The organism is candidate division WOR-3 bacterium, assembly GCA_039804025.1.
GTDB lineage: Bacteria > Hydrothermota > Hydrothermia > Hydrothermales > JAJRUZ01 > JBCNVI01.
Genome location: JBDRZP010000008.1, coordinates 18681 through 42002 on the forward strand (window position 1 = coordinate 18681; position 23322 = coordinate 42002).

General features: G+C 29.3%; 20 protein-coding genes. 16 read left to right on the top strand and 4 right to left on the bottom strand.

What is annotated here, in order from left to right:
• Positions 1-93: 93 nt before the first annotated feature.
• The gene (locus ABIN73_04135) at positions 94-2340 is read left to right on the top strand and encodes a hypothetical protein (GenBank protein MEO0268913.1); all 2247 of its coding nucleotides are present in this window, start codon (positions 94-96) and stop codon (positions 2338-2340) included.
• Here the strand turns inward: ABIN73_04135 and ABIN73_04140 are convergent.
• Genes ABIN73_04140 through hemL form a run of 3 tightly spaced genes read right to left on the bottom strand, consistent with a single transcriptional unit; the run spans position 2306 to position 4994 of the window.
• Entirely contained in the window at positions 2306-3019 is a 714-nt protein-coding gene (locus ABIN73_04140; protein MEO0268914.1) for a hypothetical protein, read from the bottom strand. The two genes, ABIN73_04135 and ABIN73_04140, sit on opposite strands and share 35 nt — an antisense overlap.
• The gene (locus ABIN73_04145) at positions 3016-3693 is read right to left on the bottom strand and encodes an ABC transporter ATP-binding protein (GenBank protein MEO0268915.1); all 678 of its coding nucleotides are present in this window, start codon (positions 3691-3693) and stop codon (positions 3016-3018) included. The genes ABIN73_04140 and ABIN73_04145 overlap by 4 nt, the downstream gene beginning before the upstream one ends.
• Before the next feature lie 23 nt (positions 3694-3716).
• Positions 3717-4994, bottom strand: coding sequence for a glutamate-1-semialdehyde 2,1-aminomutase (gene hemL, locus ABIN73_04150; protein ID MEO0268916.1), 1278 nt, complete (start codon positions 4992-4994; stop codon positions 3717-3719).
• A gap of 83 nt (positions 4995-5077) precedes the next feature.
• Between hemL and ABIN73_04155 the strand changes: the two genes are divergently transcribed.
• From ABIN73_04155 to ABIN73_04225, 15 genes are all read left to right on the top strand, one after another.
• On the top strand, positions 5078-5581 hold the full coding sequence (locus ABIN73_04155; protein ID MEO0268917.1) for a CbiX/SirB N-terminal domain-containing protein: 504 nt from the start codon (positions 5078-5080) through the stop codon (positions 5579-5581).
• Positions 5578-6630, top strand: a complete 1053-nt coding sequence (locus tag ABIN73_04160; GenBank protein MEO0268918.1) for a M20/M25/M40 family metallo-hydrolase — start codon at positions 5578-5580, stop codon at positions 6628-6630. The genes ABIN73_04155 and ABIN73_04160 overlap by 4 nt, the downstream gene beginning before the upstream one ends.
• A 96-nt stretch (positions 6631-6726) precedes the next feature.
• Complete coding sequence (locus ABIN73_04165; GenBank protein MEO0268919.1) at positions 6727-8487, top strand: 2-oxoacid:acceptor oxidoreductase subunit alpha; 1761 nt, start codon at positions 6727-6729, stop codon at positions 8485-8487.
• Complete coding sequence (locus ABIN73_04170) at positions 8484-9368, top strand: 2-oxoacid:ferredoxin oxidoreductase subunit beta (GenBank protein ID MEO0268920.1); 885 nt, start codon at positions 8484-8486, stop codon at positions 9366-9368. Before ABIN73_04165 ends, ABIN73_04170 begins: the two co-directional genes overlap by 4 nt.
• Positions 9369-9381: 13 nt before the next feature.
• Positions 9382-10014, top strand: coding sequence for an N-glycosylase/DNA lyase (locus ABIN73_04175; protein MEO0268921.1), 633 nt, complete (start codon positions 9382-9384; stop codon positions 10012-10014).
• Positions 10011-10622, top strand: coding sequence for a DUF1122 family protein (locus ABIN73_04180; GenBank protein ID MEO0268922.1), 612 nt, complete (start codon positions 10011-10013; stop codon positions 10620-10622). The genes ABIN73_04175 and ABIN73_04180 overlap by 4 nt, the downstream gene beginning before the upstream one ends.
• 920 nt (positions 10623-11542) lie before the next feature.
• Positions 11543-12658, top strand: coding sequence for a thiamine pyrophosphate-dependent dehydrogenase E1 component subunit alpha (locus ABIN73_04185; protein MEO0268923.1), 1116 nt, complete (start codon positions 11543-11545; stop codon positions 12656-12658).
• Position 12659: 1 nt separating this feature from the next.
• Positions 12660-13640, top strand: a complete 981-nt coding sequence (locus ABIN73_04190) for an alpha-ketoacid dehydrogenase subunit beta (protein ID MEO0268924.1) — start codon at positions 12660-12662, stop codon at positions 13638-13640.
• Positions 13641-14900 carry a dihydrolipoamide acetyltransferase family protein gene (locus ABIN73_04195; GenBank protein MEO0268925.1) on the top strand — a complete coding sequence of 420 codons (1260 nt, stop codon included), beginning with the start codon at positions 13641-13643 and terminating at the stop codon, positions 14898-14900.
• Between the two features lie 51 nt (positions 14901-14951).
• Positions 14952-16352, top strand: a complete 1401-nt coding sequence (lpdA, locus tag ABIN73_04200; GenBank protein ID MEO0268926.1) for a dihydrolipoyl dehydrogenase — start codon at positions 14952-14954, stop codon at positions 16350-16352.
• Positions 16353-16366: 14 nt separating this feature from the next.
• Positions 16367-16765 carry a secondary thiamine-phosphate synthase enzyme YjbQ gene (locus ABIN73_04205; protein ID MEO0268927.1) on the top strand — a complete coding sequence of 133 codons (399 nt, stop codon included), beginning with the start codon at positions 16367-16369 and terminating at the stop codon, positions 16763-16765.
• Between the two features lie 2 nt (positions 16766-16767).
• Positions 16768-17607 (top strand): MBL fold metallo-hydrolase, encoded by an 840-nt coding sequence (locus tag ABIN73_04210; GenBank protein ID MEO0268928.1) that lies wholly within the window; start codon positions 16768-16770, stop codon positions 17605-17607.
• Positions 17604-18611: an NAD(P)H-dependent glycerol-3-phosphate dehydrogenase gene (locus ABIN73_04215; protein ID MEO0268929.1), complete on the top strand. Its 1008-nt coding sequence runs from the start codon at positions 17604-17606 to the stop codon at positions 18609-18611. The genes ABIN73_04210 and ABIN73_04215 overlap by 4 nt, the downstream gene beginning before the upstream one ends.
• 2 nt (positions 18612-18613) lie before the next feature.
• Entirely contained in the window at positions 18614-19324 is a 711-nt protein-coding gene (locus tag ABIN73_04220; protein MEO0268930.1) for an HAD family hydrolase, read from the top strand.
• Between the two features lie 25 nt (positions 19325-19349).
• A complete protein-coding gene (locus ABIN73_04225) occupies positions 19350-22373 on the top strand; it encodes an adenylate/guanylate cyclase domain-containing protein (protein ID MEO0268931.1) in 3024 nt (1007 codons plus the stop codon).
• On the opposite strand, the gene ABIN73_04230 is transcribed toward ABIN73_04225, so the two are convergent.
• Positions 22366-23292, bottom strand: coding sequence for a hypothetical protein (locus ABIN73_04230; protein MEO0268932.1), 927 nt, complete (start codon positions 23290-23292; stop codon positions 22366-22368). The genes ABIN73_04225 and ABIN73_04230 overlap by 8 nt on opposite strands.
• Positions 23293-23322: the final 30 nt, after the last annotated feature.

Below are 23322 nucleotides of genomic sequence, written 5' to 3' on the forward strand. Positions count from 1 at the left end.
ACTTTAAAAAAATATTGTGGCACAATTTATTTTATTTAAGAATAATTTTATTTGACTTTTTTTATTATTTATTTTATAATTTTTCCACAAAATATGACAAATAATTTAATTATACCTATAGAAGTAATTGAACATTATCTCAATAATGGTTCATTAAGAAAGACTGCTAAGAAATTTAATATCCATTACAACACTCTTTGGAATTGGGTAAAAATATATAAAAATCAGGAATTTAAAGATCAAGGAAAATTTGATGAAGGAATTTTTTATGGATATAAAAGGCCCTGGAACAGGATAGAAAGGGAATTAGAGGAGAAGATTGTTTTATTAAAGGAAAAGGATCCTGCATTAACTTTAAAAAGGGCAAAGGAAATTTTAGAAAAGGAGAATATAAAAATATCAATAAAGGGTATATGGGGGGTATGGAAAAGATACGGTTATGCAGGTTTTAAAAAGGAGAAAATCAGTAATAATTTTGTTGAATATGTTTCCTGGTCTAAGGAAGCAGAGGTGAAATATAAATTAGCTGAAACTTTTTTTGTTAAAAGGGAATTCAAAAAAGCAGGAGAAATTTTAAATTCTGTTCCTGTTTTACCTAAAAATGAAATTTTAAAAGAAATTCCTGATGAATTTTTAAACCTTAGAAGAAAAATTGAAAAAATACTTTCTCTTTTTGGAAAAATAAAAGTTAAATCTTATATTAAGAAAATCAAAAAATTGTATAAAGAATGCTTAAAAAGAAACTTAAATTATTCAGCATTAGTTATTGGGTTAGCTGAAGTTGTGGTTTTAGAATGGGTTGGAAAGGCAAATGAAGGTTTGAAAAGAATAAAGGAATTGGAAAGAATATTAAAAAGAAAAAAAGAGTATTATTCATATTTACTTTTTAATTTAAAATTTACCCTTCTTATAGAAAAGGGGATACTAAATGCTTATTTAGGAAGGATATATTACGCCCGGAGATATGCAAATCTATGTAAGAAAATATTAGAGAGAAAAAAAAGTTCCTCTCCTTATCTTATGCTTGATCTTGCAACTCTATACACTCATATAGGAGATTATAGAAAAGCTGAATATTTCTTTTTAAAATCTCTTGATGGTTTAGATGAAGAAAATAAAAAATGGGTAAATTATAACCTTGCAATGATTTTCTTTTTAAAAGGTGAATATAAAAAGGCAAAAGAACTTTCAAAGAATGCCTATTTTGGAGATTGGGCACAAAAAAGTTTCAGAGATTTATTTTACTCTCTTTTTTATCTTTTAAAAGGCGAACTAACAAGATCTATTTTTTTATGCAATAATGCTATCAAAAATTTTAAAAAAGAAGAACTTGGTTTAGGTATGTTTTATTCATATCTTACAATTTCAGCTTGTTACTCTGCTTTAGAGGAAGTAAGAAAATCTAAAAAGTTATTAAAAAGAATTTTATTTTTCTGTAAAAATAAAGGGTTAAAAAAATATCAAAATATTATTGAGATTTTATTAGGTAAAAATGAAAAAATTTTAAAATCAAAAAAGAGTAACTTATTCTCTTCTATTTATATTATGACTTTGCTTAAAAAGAAAAAATTTATTAAAGCATTTTCTTTTGCAAAGAAAAAAGGTATATTAGGTTTTTTTTACCGGTTTATTTTCTTTTTCCCTGAATCCTTAGAAAGTTTCATTAAAAAAGGTTTTATTAAATTCCCAAAAAAAATTTTGAATCTACCTGTTTTAAACAAGGAAAATCCTGTATATGAAATAAAATTTCTCGGAAAATTAAAGATTTATAAAAGAGAAAAGGGTGAAAATAAAAGATTTTTAAAAATTAATTTATCTAACAGAGAAAGTGCTTTTCTTATTTATCTTGCATTGAGAATAAATGAACCTGGAAAAAGTATCCCTCTTCAATTTATTTATAATAATTTCTTCAATAGAACAAAAAACCCACAAAAAAATTTTAGGAGGTTACTTAAAAATATTAAGAAAAAATTAAAAATTAGAGGGTCTTTGATTGATATTAATAAAAGAGACAAAACTTTAAAAAATAATGGAGTTTATTTTATAACAGATTATCAGGAGTTTATGCAAGCACTTACAGCTGCAAATACATTCTTGCAGGCTGGTGAATGGGAATATGCAAAAAGGGAATACCTAACTGCTTTTGATTTATTTAGAGGAAAACCTTTTGAAAAAATGTATGATAACTGGTCAGAGGATATGAGAACAAGTATTATTTTAAGGTTTGAAGCAGAAATTAAAAATTTTATTAATGCAGCAAAAAAACATGGAGATACAAAAGCTTTATTGAAAATTCATGGTAAAATTAAAACTTTAATAGATAATTCTCAGGAGGAATAATTTTTAATATTATAAAAATTGTCAAAATTGAACCAATAAAAGAAATTATTGAAAAAAATGGTAAGAAAAATATTAAAAAGAAATCATAAGGTGAAGCAAGGGCTATGAATAAAATAAAAAAACTTATAAAACCAAAGGCAAAAAAAGATAAAAGCGAACTTGTTCTCTGATCTGTGAATATAAAGTAAAAAAGTGCTTCTAAATTTAAAATTGAAATACCTAAAAGAGGTGAAAATAAAAGAAAATTTATCCAGTATAACTTACCTTCAAAAAAAATCTTTTCAAATCCACTTCCAGATAATTTCAATAAAAGAACATAAAATAAAAAGGAAAAAAGAAAAACTGAATATAAAACTATAAAACTTGCTATTATTTTACTCAAAAGTATTTTAAAAGGAGAAAAAGAAAATGCTAAAAGAGTTTCAAAATATTTCTTAACTTTTTCCTTGTGTATTATTTCATCCATACTCATTCCACCAATAAAAGCAAAAATAAAAAGGGGGATTAAAAGAGAAAAACATTTTGTAAAGGTATATTCAGGACTTGATGGAGAGATATCAGAAGGTGTTGCAAGACCCTTTGCAGAAAAGAAAATCATATTTAAAATAAATAACCATAAAAAATTTAAAGGTCTTTTTATATAAAAATAAATAATTTCCCTTTTTATTAAACTTTTCATTTTATTTTTTCAAAATAAAAATCCAAAAGTTTTCTGCCTTTTAATTCCTCTGTTTTAAATTTTCCTAAAAATTTTCCCTCTTTAATTATACCAAAATGCGTGGAATAATATTCTATAAATTCAAAATCATGGGAAGTTATGAAAATTATTCTGCCTTCCAATTCCTTCCTTAAAAGTTCATATATCTCCCTTCTTGTCTCAATATCAATAATTTCAAAAGCTTGGTCAAAGATTAAAACTTTCGGATCATTTATAAGTGCTTTTAAAATACATAATTTTTTCTTATTACCCTTTGATAACTTATAAATTTTTGTATTTTTATCTTCATATAAATTAAATTTTTTTAAAAGTTCCTCTAAATTAACTTTTCTTTTTAAAATCTCTGCATAGAATTTAAGATATTCGAGAGGCGAGAAAAATTCAAAAGGCATTTCATCCTCAAGAACAAAACCTATCTCCTCTTTTTTTATTTCTCTTCCATTATAGAAAATACCTGCCTTACCAGAACTTGGTTTTAAAATTTTTAAAAGTATTCTCACTAAAGTTGTTTTACCTGAACCGTTTGAACCAATCAGAACAAAAAACTCATTTTCCTTTATTTCAAAATTTATATTTGAAAGAGCCTTTCTTTTATCATAGAATTTAGTAAGATTTATAACCTCAATTTTTAACATAACTTATTAAACTTTTTCAAAACTCATATTTCTTTTATTGCATCTTCAAATTTAGAAAGGACTTTATCCATTATTTTTCTATCATGGTAAATTGAAAGAAATAAGGCTTCAAAGGGTGAAGGAGGAAGGAGTATTCCCTTTTTCAATAAATTTTTAAAAAGCTTTATAAAGTATTCCTTTTTTGTATTTAGAACATCATTGAGATTTTCAGGCTCTTTTTCAGAAAAGAATATAGAAAAGAAAGTTCTAAACCCTGGAAAAGATGCAGGAATTCCTTTTCTATCAAAAATATTTTTTAATCCATTGATTAAATATGTAAGATTTTTTTCAATTTCAGGATAAGGGTTATCCCTTTCAAGAATTTCCAAGGTTTTTATACCGCAGGACATTGAAACAGGATTTCCAGCAAGGGTTCCTGCCTGATAAACAGGACCTGATGGAGAAATTAAATTCATAATTTCTTCCTTAGCTCCATAAGCGCCCACCGGAAAACCACCACCAATAACCTTTCCAAGTGTTATAATATCAGGCATTATGTTTTTTAAAGTACTCACACCACCATAACAAACTCTGAAACCTGTTATAACTTCATCAAAAATTAAAAGACTACCATATTTTTTTGTAATTTCCCTTAAGGATTCAAGAAATCCTTCTTTTGGTAAAACAACCCCCATATTTCCTGCAATTGGTTCTACTATAACACAGGCAATTCTTTCTCCTTCCCTTTCAAAAGCTTCTTTAACTAATTCAATATCATTATAGGGAAGAATAATAGTATCTTTTAGTATATTTTCAGGAACACCAGGAGAGGAGGGGACACCAAAGGTTAGACCTCCTGAACCTGCTTTTACAAGGAAGAAGTCAGAGTGTCCATGATAACACCCTTCAAACTTTATGAATTTATCCCTTTTTGTATAAGCCCTTGCAAGTCTTAAAGCTGACATTGTGGCTTCTGTCCCTGAATTAACGAATCTTATTTTATCAATAAAGGGGAAAGCTCTTTTTATTTTTTCAGCAAGAATAACTTCAAGTTCGGTAAGCATTCCAAAGGAAAACCCATTATTTAATACTTTTTTAACTTCTCTTTTTACTTCAGGGTGAGAATGTCCAAGAATTAGTGGACCCCAGGACAAGATAAAATCAATATATTTATTTCCATCAACATCATAAATATAAGCACCTTTCCCTTTTTCAATTACAAGTGGTTCTGCATCAACTGCTTTAAATGCTCTTACAGGGGATGATACACCCCCGGGCATAAGTTTTATTGCTTTTTCATAAATTTCCTTTGATTTTTTCATTTTTTTTCCCTTATTATTAAATTTATTTAATTTTAATTTTAAAATATTTTAGTTTTAAATTTAAATTCTTTTATAATATGGAAATGAAATACATTATTTTTGTTGGACACGGTTCTGTGCCATATGATTTTCCACAGGAAAAATTGAAAAGGTTTTTTTTCTTAAGATCTAAAAAAATGAAAGGTGAATTAAATAATGAAGAAAAAAAGGAATTTTTAAATCTTGAAAGGGAACTCCATTATTTTGAGAGGAATGCAGAAAATGACCCTCATTATTTTTTTCATAAAAAATTAAAAGATGAGATTGAAAAAGAATTGAATATAAAGTGTTATTTTGCCTTTAATGAATTCTGTGCTCCAAATCTTGAAGAAGTTATAGAAGAAATAGTTAAAAATGAAAATAATTCAGAAATTTTTATTGTTCCAACAATGTTTACAGGTGGGCACCATGTAGATGAAGAAATAAAAGAAGAGATAGAAAAAATAAAAGAAAAATTTAAGAATTTAAAGATAAAATATCTTTATCCTTTTAATTTTGAATACATTAAAGAACTTTTTGAGAAACATATAAAGGAGGTTTTAAAATGAATTTTTTATTTTTTTTATTAATCTCCCAAACATATAATCCTGATATAGCACAGATTATACAGAAAGTTCAGGTAGATTCAGTTTATAAGAATATTTTAAGACTTCAGAACTTCTGGACAAGACATTATAAAAGCGATTCCATGTATAAATCAAGACTTTGGATAAAGGGAAGATTTCAAAATTACGGTTATAATTTAAGAGAACATATATTTTTTTATGGAAACAGAGAACAGGCGAATATAATTGCAAAAAAGGAAGGTTTTATTGATACCTTAAAACCCATAATAATCTGTGCCCATTATGATTCAAGGGGTCAAAACTGGAGCTATCCACCCTACGGTCCTGCACCAGGGGCAGATGATAATGCCTCAGGTGTTTCCCTTTTAATTGAAATAGCAAGGGTAATCAATAATATTGATTTTGATTACACAATAAAATTTATTGCTTTTGCTGCTGAAGAACCTGGACTTATAGGCTCCACTCAGCTTGCAAATTACTACAGGCAGAATAATAAAAAAATTAAATATCTTTTAAATGCAGATATGATAGGAGGAGATATAAACTTTGTTAATAATACGGTAATAATTGAATACGATATGGGAAACCAGGTTGATACAAATAATAGTAAATCTTTCGCCTTTGCTGAAACTCTTAAAACAATTTATAATTTGTACCTCCCTTCACTTAATACCACTTATGGAAATATATTTGCTTCTGATTATATGCCCTTTGAAGCATATGGATACACAACTCTTGGTGTTTTTGAGAAAAATTTCAATTCAGGTTACCACACTCCAAGGGATGTTGTAGATTCTTTAGATATTAATTATGCTACAAATATAATAAAAGGGGTTTTGGCTTTTATTTTACATACAGCAAAGTTCCATCCTGTGAGTGTTAGGGAAAAAGAAGTTGCAATAAAAAATTCAACTTTTAGAGAAGGTATTTATGATATTGCAGGAAGGAAGTTAGATTTTAAAAATTTTAAATCTGGAATTTATATTTTAAAGAAAAATGAAACCACAAGAAAAATTTTAAGATTGAAATAAGATTTGAAAAATAAATTCTTTCAAGTTATTATATAATTGAACTTTTTAAAACTTTACTAAATTTTGAAATGATTTTATTTTAAAAGGAGGTTAAAATTGAAAGAAGATGTGCAAGTAAGAATAGCCGGCATAGCCGGTGATGGAAGTTTTATTACTGGTGAAGTTCTTGCTTCGATTTTAAAAAAAATTGGGTATTATGTTGTTACGGTTAAGGATTTTCCATCAAATATAAGAGGTCTTCCATCAAACTATACTGTAAGGGGAAGTTCTAAACCTGTATACGGTAGGAATGACTATGATGACTTTTTGATTGCCTTTGATATACCCAGTATAAAGACCCATCTTAGGGACTTAAAGGAAGGTTCTGTTTGTATTTACGATTCAAGGGATGGAAAGGAGCTTTCTGATGATTTGAAAAAAGAAGGTGTTTTTTATGTTCCTCTTCCTTTAAGGGAGATTGCAAGAAAGGAACTTGGTCTTGAGCTAATAAAAAATATGGTTGCTGTTGGAGTTCTTTCTGAAATTTTTGGAGTGGATGAGGAAATTACAGATAGGGTTATTCTTGAGAATTTTAAGCGGAAAGGGGAAAAAGTTGTTGAGCTTAATAAAAAGGCTGTTTTAAGAGGTAGGGAACTTGTAAGGGAAAATCACGGAAGATTTCCTGAATTTAAATTGAAGAAATATAATGACCCAGGAAGAATTTTAGCAATGGGGAACGATTTTGTTTCAATGGGAGCTATTGCGGGTGGTTGTAGATTTCTTGCTGCTTATCCTATTACTCCTTCTTCAGAAATACTTGAGTTTTTGTCAAAAGAAATGAAAAAATTTGGGGGTGCTGCTATACAGGCAGAGGATGAAATTTCTTCTATAAATATGGCAATTGGTGCTTCAATAGCAGGTCTAAGGGCGATGGTTGCTTCCTCTGGTCCAGGAGTTGCTTTAAAAACTGAGGGATTATCCTATGCAGGAATGACCGAGACTCCCATCGTTATTTATTATGCGATGAGAGTGGGTCCTTCAACCGGTCTTCCGACTAAGACAAGTCAGGAAGATTTGCTTTATATTATTTTTGCTGGTCATGGAGAATTTCCAAGACTTATCTTAATGCCAGCAACACCTGATGAACTCTTTTATTTAACAGTAGAGGCTTTTAATTTTGCTGAGGAATTCCAGATACCTGTTATTATTTTAACAGATCAGTTTCTCGCACAGAATAAATTTACTATTGATAAAGAAAAAATAGACCCTAAAAAAGTAGAAATAAGGAGAGGTAAAATAGTTTTAAATGGAAATGATGTTCCAAGGAATAATGGTTTTCTTCTAAGGTATAAAATTGAAGAAGATGGTATTTCTCCGAGAATTATACCTGGTATAAAAGAAGGTGTTTTTGGAACAACAGGTTATGAGCATGATGAAGCAGGTTATGGAACAGAGGATGAGGATAATAGAGTAAGTATGGTAAAAAAGAGGATGAGTAAAATAAAGCATTTAATAAAAAGGGTGCCGCCTCCTGTATTATATGAAAAAAAGAATGCTAAGATCGGGATTATTTCTGCAGGTTCCACTTTTGGTCCTATTATGGAAACTATAGAGAGATTGGAAAAGGATGGAATTTCTGTTTCTTTTTTAAGAATTGTTACCTTATGGCCATTTCCTGAGGATGAAGTAAGAAAGTTTGTTGAAGATAAGGAAAAAATTTTTATAGTGGAGCAGAATTATAAGGGGCAGTTAAGATTTCTTGTGGAGAATGCTATTATTGATATTCATAAGAATAAAATAAGGGGAATTACAAAGTTTTCAGGAAGACCTTTTAAACCTCTTGAAATAGAGGAAAAAATAAGGGAGGAATTAAAATGAGTGAAATATTAAGTGAGGTCAAAGTTAGAACTCCAAAAGATTACGAAGGTTATAAAAAACCTACCTGGTGTCCTGGTTGTGGAGATTTTTCAATTCTTTCTTCATTGAAAAAGGTTGCTGCTGAAATTGGATTAGATCCTTTTAAAACTGTTGTTGTTTCAGGTATAGGTTGTTCTGGTAAATCCTATGCCTTTTTCTATGCAAACGGTGTTCATACACTCCATGGTAGGGTTTTACCTGTTGCTACTGGAATAAAACTCGGCAACCCTGAACTTTTTGTTATAGCTCTTTCAGGTGATGGTGATGCACTTGCAATAGGTGGAAATCATTTTATTCACACTGCAAGAAGAAATGTTGATATAAAACTTATAATAATGAATAATCAAATTTATGGTCTTACAAAAGGTCAGTTTTCTCCTACATCAAATCATGGTTTTGTGACAGTTTCAAGTCCATATGGTTCAGTTGAATTTCCTGTTGACCCAGTAGTTTTGGCTCTTGCTTCAGGTGCAAGTTTTGTTGCAAGGGCATTTTCAGGTGAGCCTAATTCTTTGACAGAGATAATTAAAGAGGCATTTTTACACAAAGGTTTTTCAGTTATTGATGTTCTTTCTCCATGTGTAACCTATAATAAGGTAAATACCTATGATTGGTACAGGGAGAATATAGAGTTTTTACCAAATGACCATGATAAGGAAAATCTTACAGAGGCTTTTACTTATGCTACTTCTTTCAAGGGGAAAATACCCCTTGGAATTTTTTATAAAAAAGAAAGACCCACTTATGAGGAATTGATTCTTGATAGCTCTAACCCATGCAGGGAAGACCTTTATTGTGGTAGAGAAAGAGTTTATGAACTGATTGAAACTTTTTCAAAGTAAAAAAATTAATAATTTGTTTATTTTTTCAGAATATAAGAAAATAGAGGAAGTAATAGAAAAAAGGTTAAAGGAATTCAGGGAAATATGGAAAGAAAAAGATCATATTAAAATTTTTAAGGAATTTCTTTTCTGTCTTTTAACTCCTCAGTCAAAAGCAAAATTTTGTTGGGAGGCTGTTTTAAACCTGGAAAGAAAAAATCTTCTTTTTAATGGTGATTATAATGATATTTTTAATGAACTTGCTAAAGTAAGGTTCAGGAAAAGTAAGACAAAATACATTTTGGAAAACAGGGAAAAATTTTTTAAAAATGGTAATTTTGAAATTGTTAGTATCCTTGAAAATATAAAAGAACCGGAAAAAGTAAGGGAATATCTTGTTAAAAATGTTAAAGGGTATGGCTTGAAGGAAGCTTCTCATTTTTTAAGGAATATAGGATTTTCCTTTGAACTTGCTATTCTTGACAGACACATTTTAAAAAATCTAAAAAAAGAAGGTGTAATTGATGAAATTCCAGATAATTTGAAAAAAAATGAATATCTAAAAATAGAGAAAAAATTTAAAGAGTTTTCTTATAAAACAGGTATTCCCTTACAGAATCTCGATCTTTTCTTTTGGTGGAGAGAGACAGGCGAAGTTTTCAAATGAATCTTATAGAGGATTTAAAAAAAGGTTTAAAATTTAAGGATTTTTATATATTTGCTGATAGGATTTCCTCAGGTAGATTTCCCGAAGAGTATAATATTGATGTTTTTTTAAGAAAAGATAAAAAAGTTTTTTTTATTTTAAGTTTGAAATATTTTGAAGGAAGAAAACCCTTTTATAGAAAGTGGATTGAAATTTTTAATATAAGTGAAAATTTCTTTAACTCAGAATTTGAAGATTTTTTTCTTGAATTTATTTCAAAGGATATAAAAGGTGGTGAAAAAATTTATATAGAGTATATAAGGGATAAAGAGACCTATGATTTTTTATTTAAAGGAAATCCAGTTTATCTTTCAAGAATTGGTTTTAAACTTTTAAAGCTTTCCTTTACATGGATGAAGGATTTTTATTTTCCGGAGGGATTTTGGGAAGGTTCTCCAAAAATTCTTGCTGAAAAAGCTCTTAATGATAAAAGAAAAATAGAACATTTAATGGAAATTAAAAAAGAAATTGAAAAATTCTACATTAAAAATAAGAATTCAAAAGACAAATTAATTCTGGAAGGTATAAGAAGAAGTGAGGAATTTTTTAAAAATTTAATAATGATATAAAGGTGAAATGCAAAAGATTTTATGAGAAAACGCCTATGTTGAAAGAATTAAAGAGGACATGTAGGAAAATTTTGTAGCAGGCACCCCTTGTGATTTTATTGAGACGGAAAATTCAATATTCTTATAGTATTCTACACTAAAGAGATTAAGATTAAGTAGTTTATGAAAAATATGGAGAAAGGTTAAAGTGGGAAGCATTCAATATCATTAAAAATTCGCAGGCTAAAGCCTGCGCCTACCATTTTTTTGAAAATCTTTAATATTTATTCCCATGATTCTATAATTTTATGGTAGCCGCACCTTTTAGGGTGCGTTATATCCCGCAGGCTACCATTTTTTTGAAAATCTTCTTCTGGGGAGCTACACCTTTTAAGGTATAAAGTAACAAGATTTTTAGAATATTGTTTCTATTATCCCTCATATCTCCTTCGTCCTTAATTTTCCAAAAAAAACAAGGTTCTATAATTTTATGGTAGCCGCACCCTTTAAAGTGCGCAAAAATTCTTTAAGAGAGCCTTTTTCTTTTATCCCCATAATTTTATTTAATTATATTTAATCATATTTAATTATATGGCATCCACAATTTTATGGTAGCCGCACCCTTCAGGGTGCGAAATATTTTGCTTTAAGATTAAAATATGAAAAAGAAAAAAGTTTAAAAAATAATGATAGAGAGGAAAAATTGAGGGAAATTAATTATCAAATTTTTTGAAAAATAGACAACAAGGCAACAAAGGATGATTTTTAAAGTTGAAAGATTTAAAGAGGACTATACAAGAACATTTTGTAGTAGGCACTCCTAAAAATCTTATTGAGACAGAAAAATTCAATATAAACCTATTTATTGAATTTTAAATTTTATTTATTTTAAAATTATTTTTTAAATTTTATTTATTTTAAAATTATTATGGAGGTTTAAAATGGAAATTAGGACTTTTGAAATTGAGCCATTTACAAAAGAGCCGTACAGGCTTTTGGATGAAGAAGGTAAACCTCTTTTTGATTTTGAGCCCGAAGATTTTGGTTTATCTAAGGAATTTCTTCTAAGACTCTATAAAGATATTCTTCTGACAAGGGAGATTGATAGAATGGGATGGATTCTTGTAAGGCAGGGAAAGGCTTATTTTTATATTTCTATAGGTGGACAGGAAACTTCTCATGTTGCTTCTTTATATGCACTTGAAAAGGATGACCTTGTTATGCCTTTTTACAGAACTGTTCCTTCTTTACATGTAAGAGGTGCTAAAGTTGAGGAAATTTTTGCTCAGATAATGGGAAGAGCTTCTGATCCTTTAAAAGGTAGACAGATGCCAGGTCATTTTGGAAAAAAAGATTTAAATATTTTTGTTTTGGGTTCACCTGTTGGTCTTGGACATCCAGTTGCTATGGGTATTGCTATGGGAATAAAGTATAAAAAGGAAAATAAAGTAATTATTTCCTATGGAGGAGAAGGTTCAACTTCTGAAGGACATTTTCATTCTGCGATGAATTTTGCTTCTGTTTTTGGTTTACCCTTAATAATTTTTATAGTTAATAATCAGTATGCTATTTCAGTTCCAAGGGTAAAACAAACAGCTTCAGAAACAATTGCCATAAAAGCAAAGGCTTACGGTGCTGAGGGTTACTATATTGATGGAAATGATGCTTTAATTACATATCTTGTAACAAAGAAGTGTGTAAATGAGGCAAGATTAAATAAAAGACCTTTTTTAATTGAAGCAGAAACTTACAGATTTGATCCCCATTCTTCAGCAGACGATGATAAAAAATACAGAAGCAGAGAAGAATTAGAAATGTGGAAAAGAAAGGATGGGCTTTTAAGATTAAAAAAATATTTAGAATATCTTGGTATATGGAATGAGGAAAAGGATGAGTTTTTGAAAAGGGAAATAGAGGAAAAACTTAACAAGATTGTGGAAGAGGTCGAGAAAATTCCTTTTCCTGAACCAAGGGATATGTTTTATGAGGTTTATGTTAAAACTCCATGGTATCTTGAAGAAGAATACTTGGAATTAAAAAAGGAAATGGAGGGGTAAAATGGCTAAAATGACAATAGGTGAAGCATTAAGGAATGCTCTTGATATAAAACTTTATGAGGATGAAAGAGTTTTGGTTTTTGGTGAGGATGTTGGAAAAAAAGGCGGAGTTTTTACAATAACAGAGGGATTGCAGGATAAATATGGAGAAGAAAGGGTTTTTGATACTCCCCTTGATGAGGACGGAATTCTTGGAATGGCAGCAGGACTTGCTTTGTACGGATTAAGACCCGTGGCTGAAATTCAATTTATTGATTTTATATGGCCGGGTTTTGATGTTCTTATTTCTGATATAGCAAAGGAAAGGTTTCGGTCAGGAGGACAGTTCAGTGTTCCACTTGTTATAAGGTCTCCTTACGGTGGAGGAGTAAAAGGCGGTTTATATCATTCGCAGAGTCCTGAGGCAATTTTTGCCCATATTCCGGGGCTTAAAGTGATAATTCCTTCTAATCCTTATGATGCAAAGGGTCTTTTAATTTCAGCAATTGAGGATGAAGATCCTGTTATTTTTCTTGAACCAAAAAAAATTTATTTTGCCTTTAAAGAGGAAGTTCCAGAAGAAAAATACACTGTCCCAATAGGAAAGGCAAAAATTTTAAAGGAAGGAAAAGATTTAACGATTATAAGTTATGGGTATATAATTCATGAGTGCAAGAAAGCAGTGGAAGAATTAGAAAAAGAAGGTATTTCCTGTGAACTTATTGATTTGAGGACAATAATTCCCTTTGACGGAGAGACTATTCTTAATTCAGTGGCAAAGACAGGAAGGGTTATGATAGTTGTTGAGGCTCCAAGAATAAATTCTTTTGCCTCAGAGCTTTCAGCTTTTATTTCTGAAAGGGCTATTTTCTATTTAGATGCACCGATTGTGAGAGTTACTGGCTGGGATACACCTTTTCCCTATATTCTTGAACACCTTTATATGCCTTCTCAAAAGAGAATTTTAAGAGCTGCTAAGAAGCTCCTGGAAGGAGGTTTTTAAATGCCTTTTGTGCTTAAATTACCTGAGATTGCTGAAAGTGTTGTTGAGGGAGAAATTTTAAAGTGGCTTAAAAAGGAAGGTGAATTTGTTAAAAAGAATGAACCCATTGTTGAAGTTGAAACTCAAAAAGTAACAGTTGAAATTCCCTCTCCCTTTGAAGGTATTTTATACAAGATACTTGAAAAAGAAGGGAATGTTGTAGAAGTGGGTAAACCTATAGCAATTATGATTGAAAAGGGAGAAAAAGTAGAAGGTGAAATAGAACTTAGTGCTTCTTCGGAAGAAAAAGAAGAAAGTATAGTTTCCCCTGTTACAAATTTAGAAAAGGAAAAAATAAAAACACCTTTTTATGTAGAGGAAAAAGTGAAATTACCTCTTGAACCACCTTATATAAAAGGAAAAGTCCTTGCGACTCCTTCAGCAAGAAAGCTTGCAAGGGAGCTTGGAATTGATTTAAGTAAAATAGCTTTTGAGAAAAAGAGAATATTTAAAAAGGATGTTTTAGAAATTAAAGAAAAACTTGAAAAAGAAAAAGCTAAAGAAAAATTTGAAGCTGAAAAAGAGGTAATTCCACTTAGAGGTTTAAGGAGGGAAATAGCACAAAGACTTAGAGAATCTAAATCAAAAGCGGTTCATACTCTGCATGTTGATGAGGCAGATTTAACAGAGCTTGTTAAATTAAGAGAAAAAATGAAGGAACTTGCGGAAAAGGAGGGTGTTAAACTTACCTTTATGCCCTTTGTAATAAAAGCTTCAGTTTCAGCTTTAAAAAAACATCCATATGTAAATGCCACATTTGATGATGAAAAGAGTGAAATAGTTTTGCATAAAGAATATAACATTGGTGTTGCAGTTGCTACAGAACAGGGTCTTATTGTTCCAGTTGTTAAAAATTGTGAAAGAAAAAGTCTTTTAGATATTGCAAGGGAAATATCTATACTATCTGAAAAAGCAAGAAAAAGGGAGCTAAACTTGGAAGATGTTCAGGGAGGCACTTTTTCAATAACTAATATAGGTTCTATAGGGGGTCTATTTTCTTTTCCTGTTATAAACTATCCACAGGTAGCAATTCTTGGATTTCATTCCATAAAAAAGAGACCGGTTGTAAATGAAAAGGGTGAAATTGTAATAAGGGATATGGTTTATCTTTCTCTTTCCTTTGATCACAGAGTAATAGATGGTGCTGAAGCTGCACTTTTTATGAAGGATTTAATAAAATATTTAGAAACTCCGGAACTTTTATTTCTTGAAAGCATTTAGAGTAATATTTTAAAATTCTCTATTTAATCTTAAAATTTCAGGAGGTAAAAAATGGATTATAAAACAATTGTTATAGGAGCAGGCCCCGGAGGGTATGTTTGTGCAATAAGACTTAGTCAACTTGGGATTAAAACTCTTGTTGTAGATAAAAATTATATAGGTGGTGTTTGTTTAAATGTCGGATGTATTCCTACAAAGGCTTTAATTCATGCTGCTCATATTATAGAATCAAATGAAAAGGCAAAAAAGGAGATTGGATTTAATTTTTCCGACTTCAGTTATGATATAGAAAAATTGAGGGAATGGAAAGATAAAATTGTAAAAAGACTTGTTACAGGTATTATGAGTTTATGGAAATCTTATAATGTTGATTTTATAAAGGGTGAAGCGATTTTTGATTCTGATAAAAAGATAAAAGTTAAAACAGAAGAAGGTGAAATAAAGGAGTTTACGGTTGAAAACATAGTAATAGCAACAGGTTCCAGTCCCTTTATACTTAAGGGGTTTGAACCTGATGGTGAATTTATCTGGACAAGTGATGATGCAGTTTCTTTAAAGAAAGTTCCTGAAAAACTTTTAATACTTGGAGGTGGAGCAATAGGTCTTGAATTTGCTTATGTTTATAAAAATCTGGGAAGTGATGTTGAGGTAATTGAGCTTATGGATCAAATTTTACCTGGAATGGATAAAGAAATGGCTCAGGAATTAACAAAGATTCTTAAAAGAAAAGGAATAAAGATTTTCACTGAAAGAAGGGCAAAGGAAGTTTCAGTTAAAAATAAAAAGGTAAACTTACTTGTTGATTATAAGGATAAAGAAGAAGTTTATGAAGGTGATGTATTACTTATCTCTATTGGAAGAAAACCAAATTCAAGAATAGAAGGTATTGAAAAACTTGGTTTAAAAATAAATGAAAAGGGTTTTATACAAGTTGATAAAAAAAGAAGAGCAAATGAAAAGGGTATATATGCAATTGGAGATGTAGCTGAACCACCACTTTTAGCACATAAGGCTTCAAGGGAAGGTATTGTTGCAGCAGAGGTTATAAAAGGACTTAATTCCGAGTTTGATCCAAGATGTATTCCTTCTGTTGTCTATACAATTCCTGAGTTTGCATCCTGTGGAATGACAGAAGAGGAGGCAAGGAATAAGGGAATTGATGTAGAAATTGGGAGATTTCCTTTAATTGCAAGTGGAAGGGCTTTAACTTATGGGGAAAATATGGGGCTTGCAAAGATAATAGTGAATAAAGAAAATGATGAAGTTATAGGAGTTCATATAATTTCTCCTGAAGCATCTTCTTTAATTGGAGAAGGAGCTCTTGCTATTGAAATGGGTGCTACTTCAGAGGATATAGGTCTAACAATTCATCCTCACCCAACTTTCAGTGAAATATTAATGGAAGCAGCAGAAAATGTTCATAAAAGAGCAATTCATATTTTAAATAGATAAAGGAGGTAAAATTTATGGAAATTTTAACAGTTCAAACAAGGGAAAGAGAACAATATGTTGAAATTACCGAGGAGATTAGAAAAATTATTAAAAATAAGAAGTTTGAAAAAGGTATATTATTTTTATATGTTCCCCATACAACTTGTGGTATAACTGTTAATGAGAGTTATGACCCTGCTGTTGCTCAGGATATAATGCATTCTCTTCATCTTATTGCACCGCCAAAAGGTCCTTACAAACATACAGAGGGTAATGCAGATGCTCATGTAAAGACAACTATAACTGGAAACAGTTTATTTTTATTTGTTGAAGATGGTGATCTTGTTCTTGGAAAGTGGCAGGGGGTTTTTTTAGCAGAATATGATGGTCCGAGAACAAGAAAAGTTTATTTAAAATTTTTTAAGGAGTTTTGATGATGAAAAGAATTTTTAATTTAGGAGATCTTAAATTAATACATTTATCTTTTGGAACATTTAAACTTGATGGGGGGGCAATGTTTGGTGTTGTTCCTAAGGTTTTATGGTCAAAAAGCATAAAACCTGATAGGAATAACAGGATAACACTTGGTTTAAATCCCCTTTTAGTAATAGGTAAGGATTTTAAACTTTTAATAGATAATGGAACTGGTAATAAATATTCTGAAAAGGAATTTGAAATTTATGGAATTAAATTAAAAAGTGATCCCTTTAAAATTTATGGAATAAAGAAAGAAGAAATAACTCATGTTGTTTTGACTCATTTACATTTTGATCATGCTGGTGGTTCAACAGAGTATGTTGATGATAAACTATCTATTTCTTATCCAAATGCAATTTTTTATGTCCAGAAGAAAGAATTTGAAGATGCGATGAATCCAAATGAAAGGACAAGGGCTTCTTATAAAAAAGAAAACTTTGAGCCTATTTATATAGAAGGAAAACTTTTTTTAATAGATGGTGATATGGAAATTTTACCTGGTATAAAACTCATTCATACAGGTGGACACACACGGGGACATCAATTTGTTTTGATAGAAAGTAAAGGTGAAAAGGCAATTTATTTTGGTGATATAGTTCCGACAAGTTATCATGTTCCGCTTCCCTATATAATGGGATATGATACATTCCCTCTTTTAACACTTGAGGTTAGAAGAAAATATTATGAATTAGCATCAAAGGAAAAGTGGCTTACTTTTTTTGAACATGACCCTATCCCAAGAGCAGGTTTAATAAAAGAAAATGATGGTAAATATTTTTTTGAGGAAATAAAACCTTGAAAGTTTTTATTTTAGGAGCAGGTAGGTGGGGAACAGCACTTTCCTATATATGTTCTTTTAATTTTGAAAAAGTTTATTTATGGGATAAAAATTCTTTAATTCTTGAAAGTATAAGTAAAGAGAGGAGAAATCCTATTTATTTTAATTTTTTTAAATATCCTGAAAAAGTAGTTCCCTCTTTTGATTTAGAAAAATGTATTAACGATTCAGATGTTTTTATTTCTGCCATTCCAACACAGTATGTAAGAGGTGTTTGGGAAGAGTTAGAAAGGTTTATAAAAAAACCAAAAATTATAATCTCAGCTTCAAAGGGACTTGAAATTAAAAAACTTGAAAGACCAAGTGAGATAATAAGGGAGGTTTTAAAGAGAAAGGCTAAAAAAATTTTTGTTTTATCAGGTCCAAACTTTGCAGAAGAAGTTATAAGAAATGTTCCTTCCCTTACTGTTCTTGCAGGTCCAGAAGGAGATGAGATAAAAAAACTTCAAAAATTACTTACAACTTTCTTTTTTAGAGTTTATATTTCCCATGACATAAAAGGTGTTGAACTGGGAGGAGCATTAAAAAATGTTTATGCTATAGGAGCTGGAATACTTGATGGACTCAATTTAGGTTTAAATGCAAGGGCAGCTTTTTTAACAAGGTCTCTTGTTGAAATGTCAAGATTTGGGAAGGAATTTGGTGCAAGGTCCCATACTTTTTCAGGGCTCTCAGGACTTGGAGACCTTCTTTTAACTGCAACAGGTGATCTATCAAGAAATAGAAATTTTGGAATTTTAATTGGAAAAGGTGAGAGTATAGAGGAATCTCTTAAAAAAATTAAAACTGTTGAAGGTTTTTATACTTTAAAACCTTATGTAAAGTTGGCTGAAAAAAAGGGAATTTATATTCCAATAGCAAAAAAATTGTATGAGGTTTTGTATGATAAGAAGGATTTAAAGATTGCAATAAAAGAACTTATGGACAGACCTTTAAAGTATGAGGATGTTCCAGGTTTTGTTTGATTATGAAAATAAAGGTAATAACCTTTGATTATTGGGATACCCTTGTTCCAATTGATGAGGAAAAGATAAAAAAGATGAGGGAGGAAAGAGCAAAGGAGGTTGTAGGATTTTTAAAGGAAAAGGGATACAGTTTTTCTTATGAAGAAGTTAAGGAAATTTCAAGTAAAGTTTGGGAGCTTTACAGGGTAAATCCAATTAATAATAAAGAAGTGACTCTTAATATTATGGTTGAAGAAATTTTAAAAAATCTAAAAATTAGAAAAAGTAAGAAAATGGTTGAAAGTCTCGTAAAAATTTATGAAGAATATCTTTATAAAGCTGGTTTAAGTGTTGATAAGGAGGTAATAGAGGTTATAAAAATATTAAAAGAAAGAGGGTTTAAGCTTGGTATTGTTTCAAACACACCTGGGGGAAATGTGGAAAAGAAAATTCTTGAAGATGCAGGAATTTCATCTTTTTTTGATATAATGCTTTTTTCTTCTTTTGAAGGTGTAAGAAAACCGCATCCAGAGATTTTTATGAAAGTTATAAATTTTTTTAAAATAAAACCTGAAGAACTCTTACACATTGGGGATACTCCTGAACTTGATATAGAAGGTCCTTTAAAAATAGGTGCAAGGGCTATTTTATGGAATCCTAAGGGGAAAAAAGTAAAAGAGGATATTATAAGTATTAATAATTGGAAAGAATTAATAAATTTTGTTATAGAATAGATATTTTCTTTAAAATTTAGATAGGATGTCCATAAAATGTCCAAAGTGTTCTTTTGAAAATCCTGATGGTTTTGTTTTCTGTGGTAAATGTGGTTCAAGATTAATAGAGGAGAAAAAAGGTGAGAGGAAAAGAGTTTCAGTTATGTTTGTTGATGTGGCTGGTTTTACAAGTCTTTCAGAAAAAAGAGATGCAGAAGATGTTGTTAAAATTCTAAATATCTTTTTTACAGAGGTAAAGAAAATTGTGGAATATTATGATGGAAAGATTGATAAATACATAGGAGATGCATGTTTATGTTTTTTTGGAGTAAAAGGGGGATACGAAAATCATGCAGAAAAGGCAATAAGGGCAGCTCTTGAAATACTTAATTTTGTAAAAAATTTAAAAAAAGAATATGGAATAGGTGTGCATGTAGGTATAAATTCAGGAGAAATACTTTTAACAGGTATAGGTCTTAGTGAAACTCTTGATTATACAGTAATAGGTGACACTGTTAATCTTGCTCAACGTATAGAATCATTATCCGGTATTGATGAAATACTTGTAAGTGAAACAACAAAAAATTTAGCAGGTGACATATTTCTTTTTGAAAGTTTGGGAGCTCAAAAAGTTAAAGGTAAAAAAGAAAAAATTAAAATTTTTAAAGTTTTGGGATTATCTGAGGAGTTAAAAGAAAGTAGAAGATTTTTCTTTGTTGGAAGAAAAGAAATTATTGATAAGATTTTAAAGGAAATTAATGAAAATAAAAAAATTAAAGTTTTTGTTATATATGGACCCCCTGGTATTGGTAAAACTTCACTTCTCAATAAAATTAAAGATTTAATTGAAAGGGAATATAAAGTTTATAGTTTCCGAGCCTCTCCCTTTGGAGGAGAATTCAATATCTTTTCTTCTGAATTCAAGAAGAGTTTTGATTTTAAAAAAGAAGAAGATTATTTTAATTTTATTGATTATATTGAGAAAAAAAAGAAAACAATTTTTATTCTTGATGATATGCAATGGGCTGATTTTCTCTCTTATGAATTTATAAAATTTATAATTGAAAGAATTAAAATACCACTTACTTTAATAATTGCCACAAGAAATAAGGATGTAATTTTAAGAAGATTAAAGGGGGTTGATTTGGATTTTATAGAATTAAAAGGGTTTGATTATGAAGAATTTAAAGAATTTATAAATAAATTGAATATTTCTCTTCCAGTTCATTATCAGGAAGAAATATTTGAAAAAACAAAGGGTAATCCTTTATTCATTAATGAAATTCTTATATCAAAGGGGAAAAAAATACCTGACAGGATTGATCTCGTTTTAATGTCAGAAGTTGAAAATCTTGATGAAAGTTTAAAAGAGATATTAAAAAAAGTTTCTGTCTTAGGTCCTTCTTTTGAGGAAAAAGCTTTGAGTTTGATTGATATAGAAAGCAAAGATTTAGAAAAGTTGGTTGAAAAGGCTTACTTATTTAAGGAAGAGAATAAATATTATTTTAAAACTCCTCTTTTCCAGGAAACAATATATAACACTCTTTTAAAGGAGGAAAGAAGGGATATTCATAGAAAAATATGGAAAAATTCAAAAGATAAAGAAAATATTTTTTCAATCTATCATGCCTTTAGAGGTGAACTATTCGATGATGTTATAAAATTTGGGGAAAAAATGCTTAATATTCTATATGAAAGGGGAAGTATAAGTGATTTGAAATTAATAACAGATTTTCTAATTGAAAGTTATAAAGAAAAAAATTTAGAAGTTTCTAAAAACTGTATTTATAAGAGAATATATTCCCTTTTACATCTTGGTTTTCTGGAGGAAGCTAAAATTTTGATAGAAAATTTAAGTAAGGAAGATATAAATTACTATGATTTCCTTTCACTTTATTTCAGTTTTAAAGGAGAAAAAGAAAAATCTCTCTATATTCTTAAAAAAGGCATAAGTTTACTGGGAGATAAAGGTAAAAAACTTTTTTTATCCCTTGCTGATGTTTTACTTGATATGGGAGAATTTAAAGAGGGTTTTTTGATTCTTGAAAAGATAAAAGATGAGGTTTCCTTTTTTGAAAAAAGAGATAGGTTGAAATTTATGAATTTATACCAAACAGCTCTTGAAAACACCGGTAAATATAAAAAGTCACTTGAAATATGTTATAAGCTTTATAAAGAAAAAGAAAATCTTTCACTTAGTGAACTTGCAGCTCTTGAATCAAGTATTGCATTAAATAATTTAATCCTTGGCAATTTAGAGGATGCTGAAATCTGGTTTGAAAAATCTATAGAGAAATATAACTTTTTAAGAGAATATAAATCTCTTTACCCTGTTCTTGTTGAATATTCTTATCTTTTGTATACGAAAGGGGAATTTGAAAAAGCTTTAAAAAATTTAAAAAAGGCAAGGTATCTGGCAGAGTCGATGAGAGATAAAGAATACCTTGCAAAGATAGATGCTTACGAAGGGATAGTATTCCTTTCTTTGGGTAAAATAAAAAAGGCAGAAAAATCTTTTGAAAACTCAAAAATTTTTTTGGACTCAGAAGAACTTTTTAAAGGTGTTAATTTAACAGTTATTCATAATTATGCAACTCTCTTATTATATAAAAGGAAATTTGAGGATAGTATTACTTATTTTAAAAAACTTATAGAACTATCAAGAAAAGAAAAGGATAAATATGGAGAAAATTTCAATCTTTATTCTCTTTCTTTAAGTTATTTTTTGTTAGGAGACATTGATAATTCAATAAAATACATAGAAGAACCTCTTTTTTATTCTAAAAAGGAGAAGTTAAAAGTTTTTTATTTTAGGGTTTTATCACTTCTTTTTAAAATAAAGGTAATTAAAAAGGAAAATAAAACTGAAATTTTAAGAAAAATGGAAGAGATTATAGAAAATACCAAAAGAAGGGACTTACTTTTACTTTATAATTTTTACAAATTGTGGCTGAATAAGATAGATTTTAAAAAGATTAAAAGTGAACTTAGAAATTTAAAAAAGGAACTAAAATTTAATATTTATCTTATAGAAAAATACTCTTTAGATGTTTTAAAGAAATTTATTTAATTACAATAAATTTAATTTTTTTCTGTTTTTTATTTTTCATAAAATAAATTCCCTTATTAATTTTATATACTTTTTTCCCTGAAAGGTCATAGAAAAATCTATCAATTAAATTTGAGTTTTTATCTATAAAATAACTTGTTTTTGTTTTAATTTCAGAATTAAATTTATAGGATTCATTTATTCCCACACTCTCTAATAGTGCTGATCCTCTACCTGAACTTCTATTTATTTTCATTACAAAACCTGGAGCTGAATCAATCTGGAAAAATTCTTCCTTTGCTAATCCCTGAAATATATTTCCAAAATTATTAGGAGCCCACCAGCGGTCAATGGAAATATAATGATTAAGTGTAAGTCCATTTCCGAATTTACCTGTCCCCCAATATTCAATTTTAATGTGATAGGCTTTAATCAAACCTATTACAATATCTAAAGTATCCATTTTTAAGAATTTTCCCTGTCCGCTCTGAATTATTACAGTATCATTAATATTATCTCTATCAATGTCTGTTATTAATTTTTCATTTATCGGACTGAGATCCCATGAATAATTGCGGAATCTTAATGAATGTGTATCTGGAATTATTTTTATATTATTTATGACTTTACTTTCAAACCCGTATACTGGAATAACAGGTCCTGAAACCCATAAAGAATTAATAGTGTCCAGCTCTTTAAAAATTAATGTGTCATTAATTATGAAAACGGATGATTCTCTTGAATAATAAGCTTGTGAAAGTGTATCAGTTGGTTGAAATATAGTGATAGATAAGGATAATGTAGAACCTAAATGAACATAGGGTGTTTTAAGAGTATCAAAACCTGAATAATTTAATGTAACAGGTTTATCAAGACCCCAGTAAGAGAGTATTCCTGCTTTTAGTTGTGTGAAGATTATTAAAATTATAAATTTTTTCATACTTTTACCTCCTTTTGTTTAATTATACAG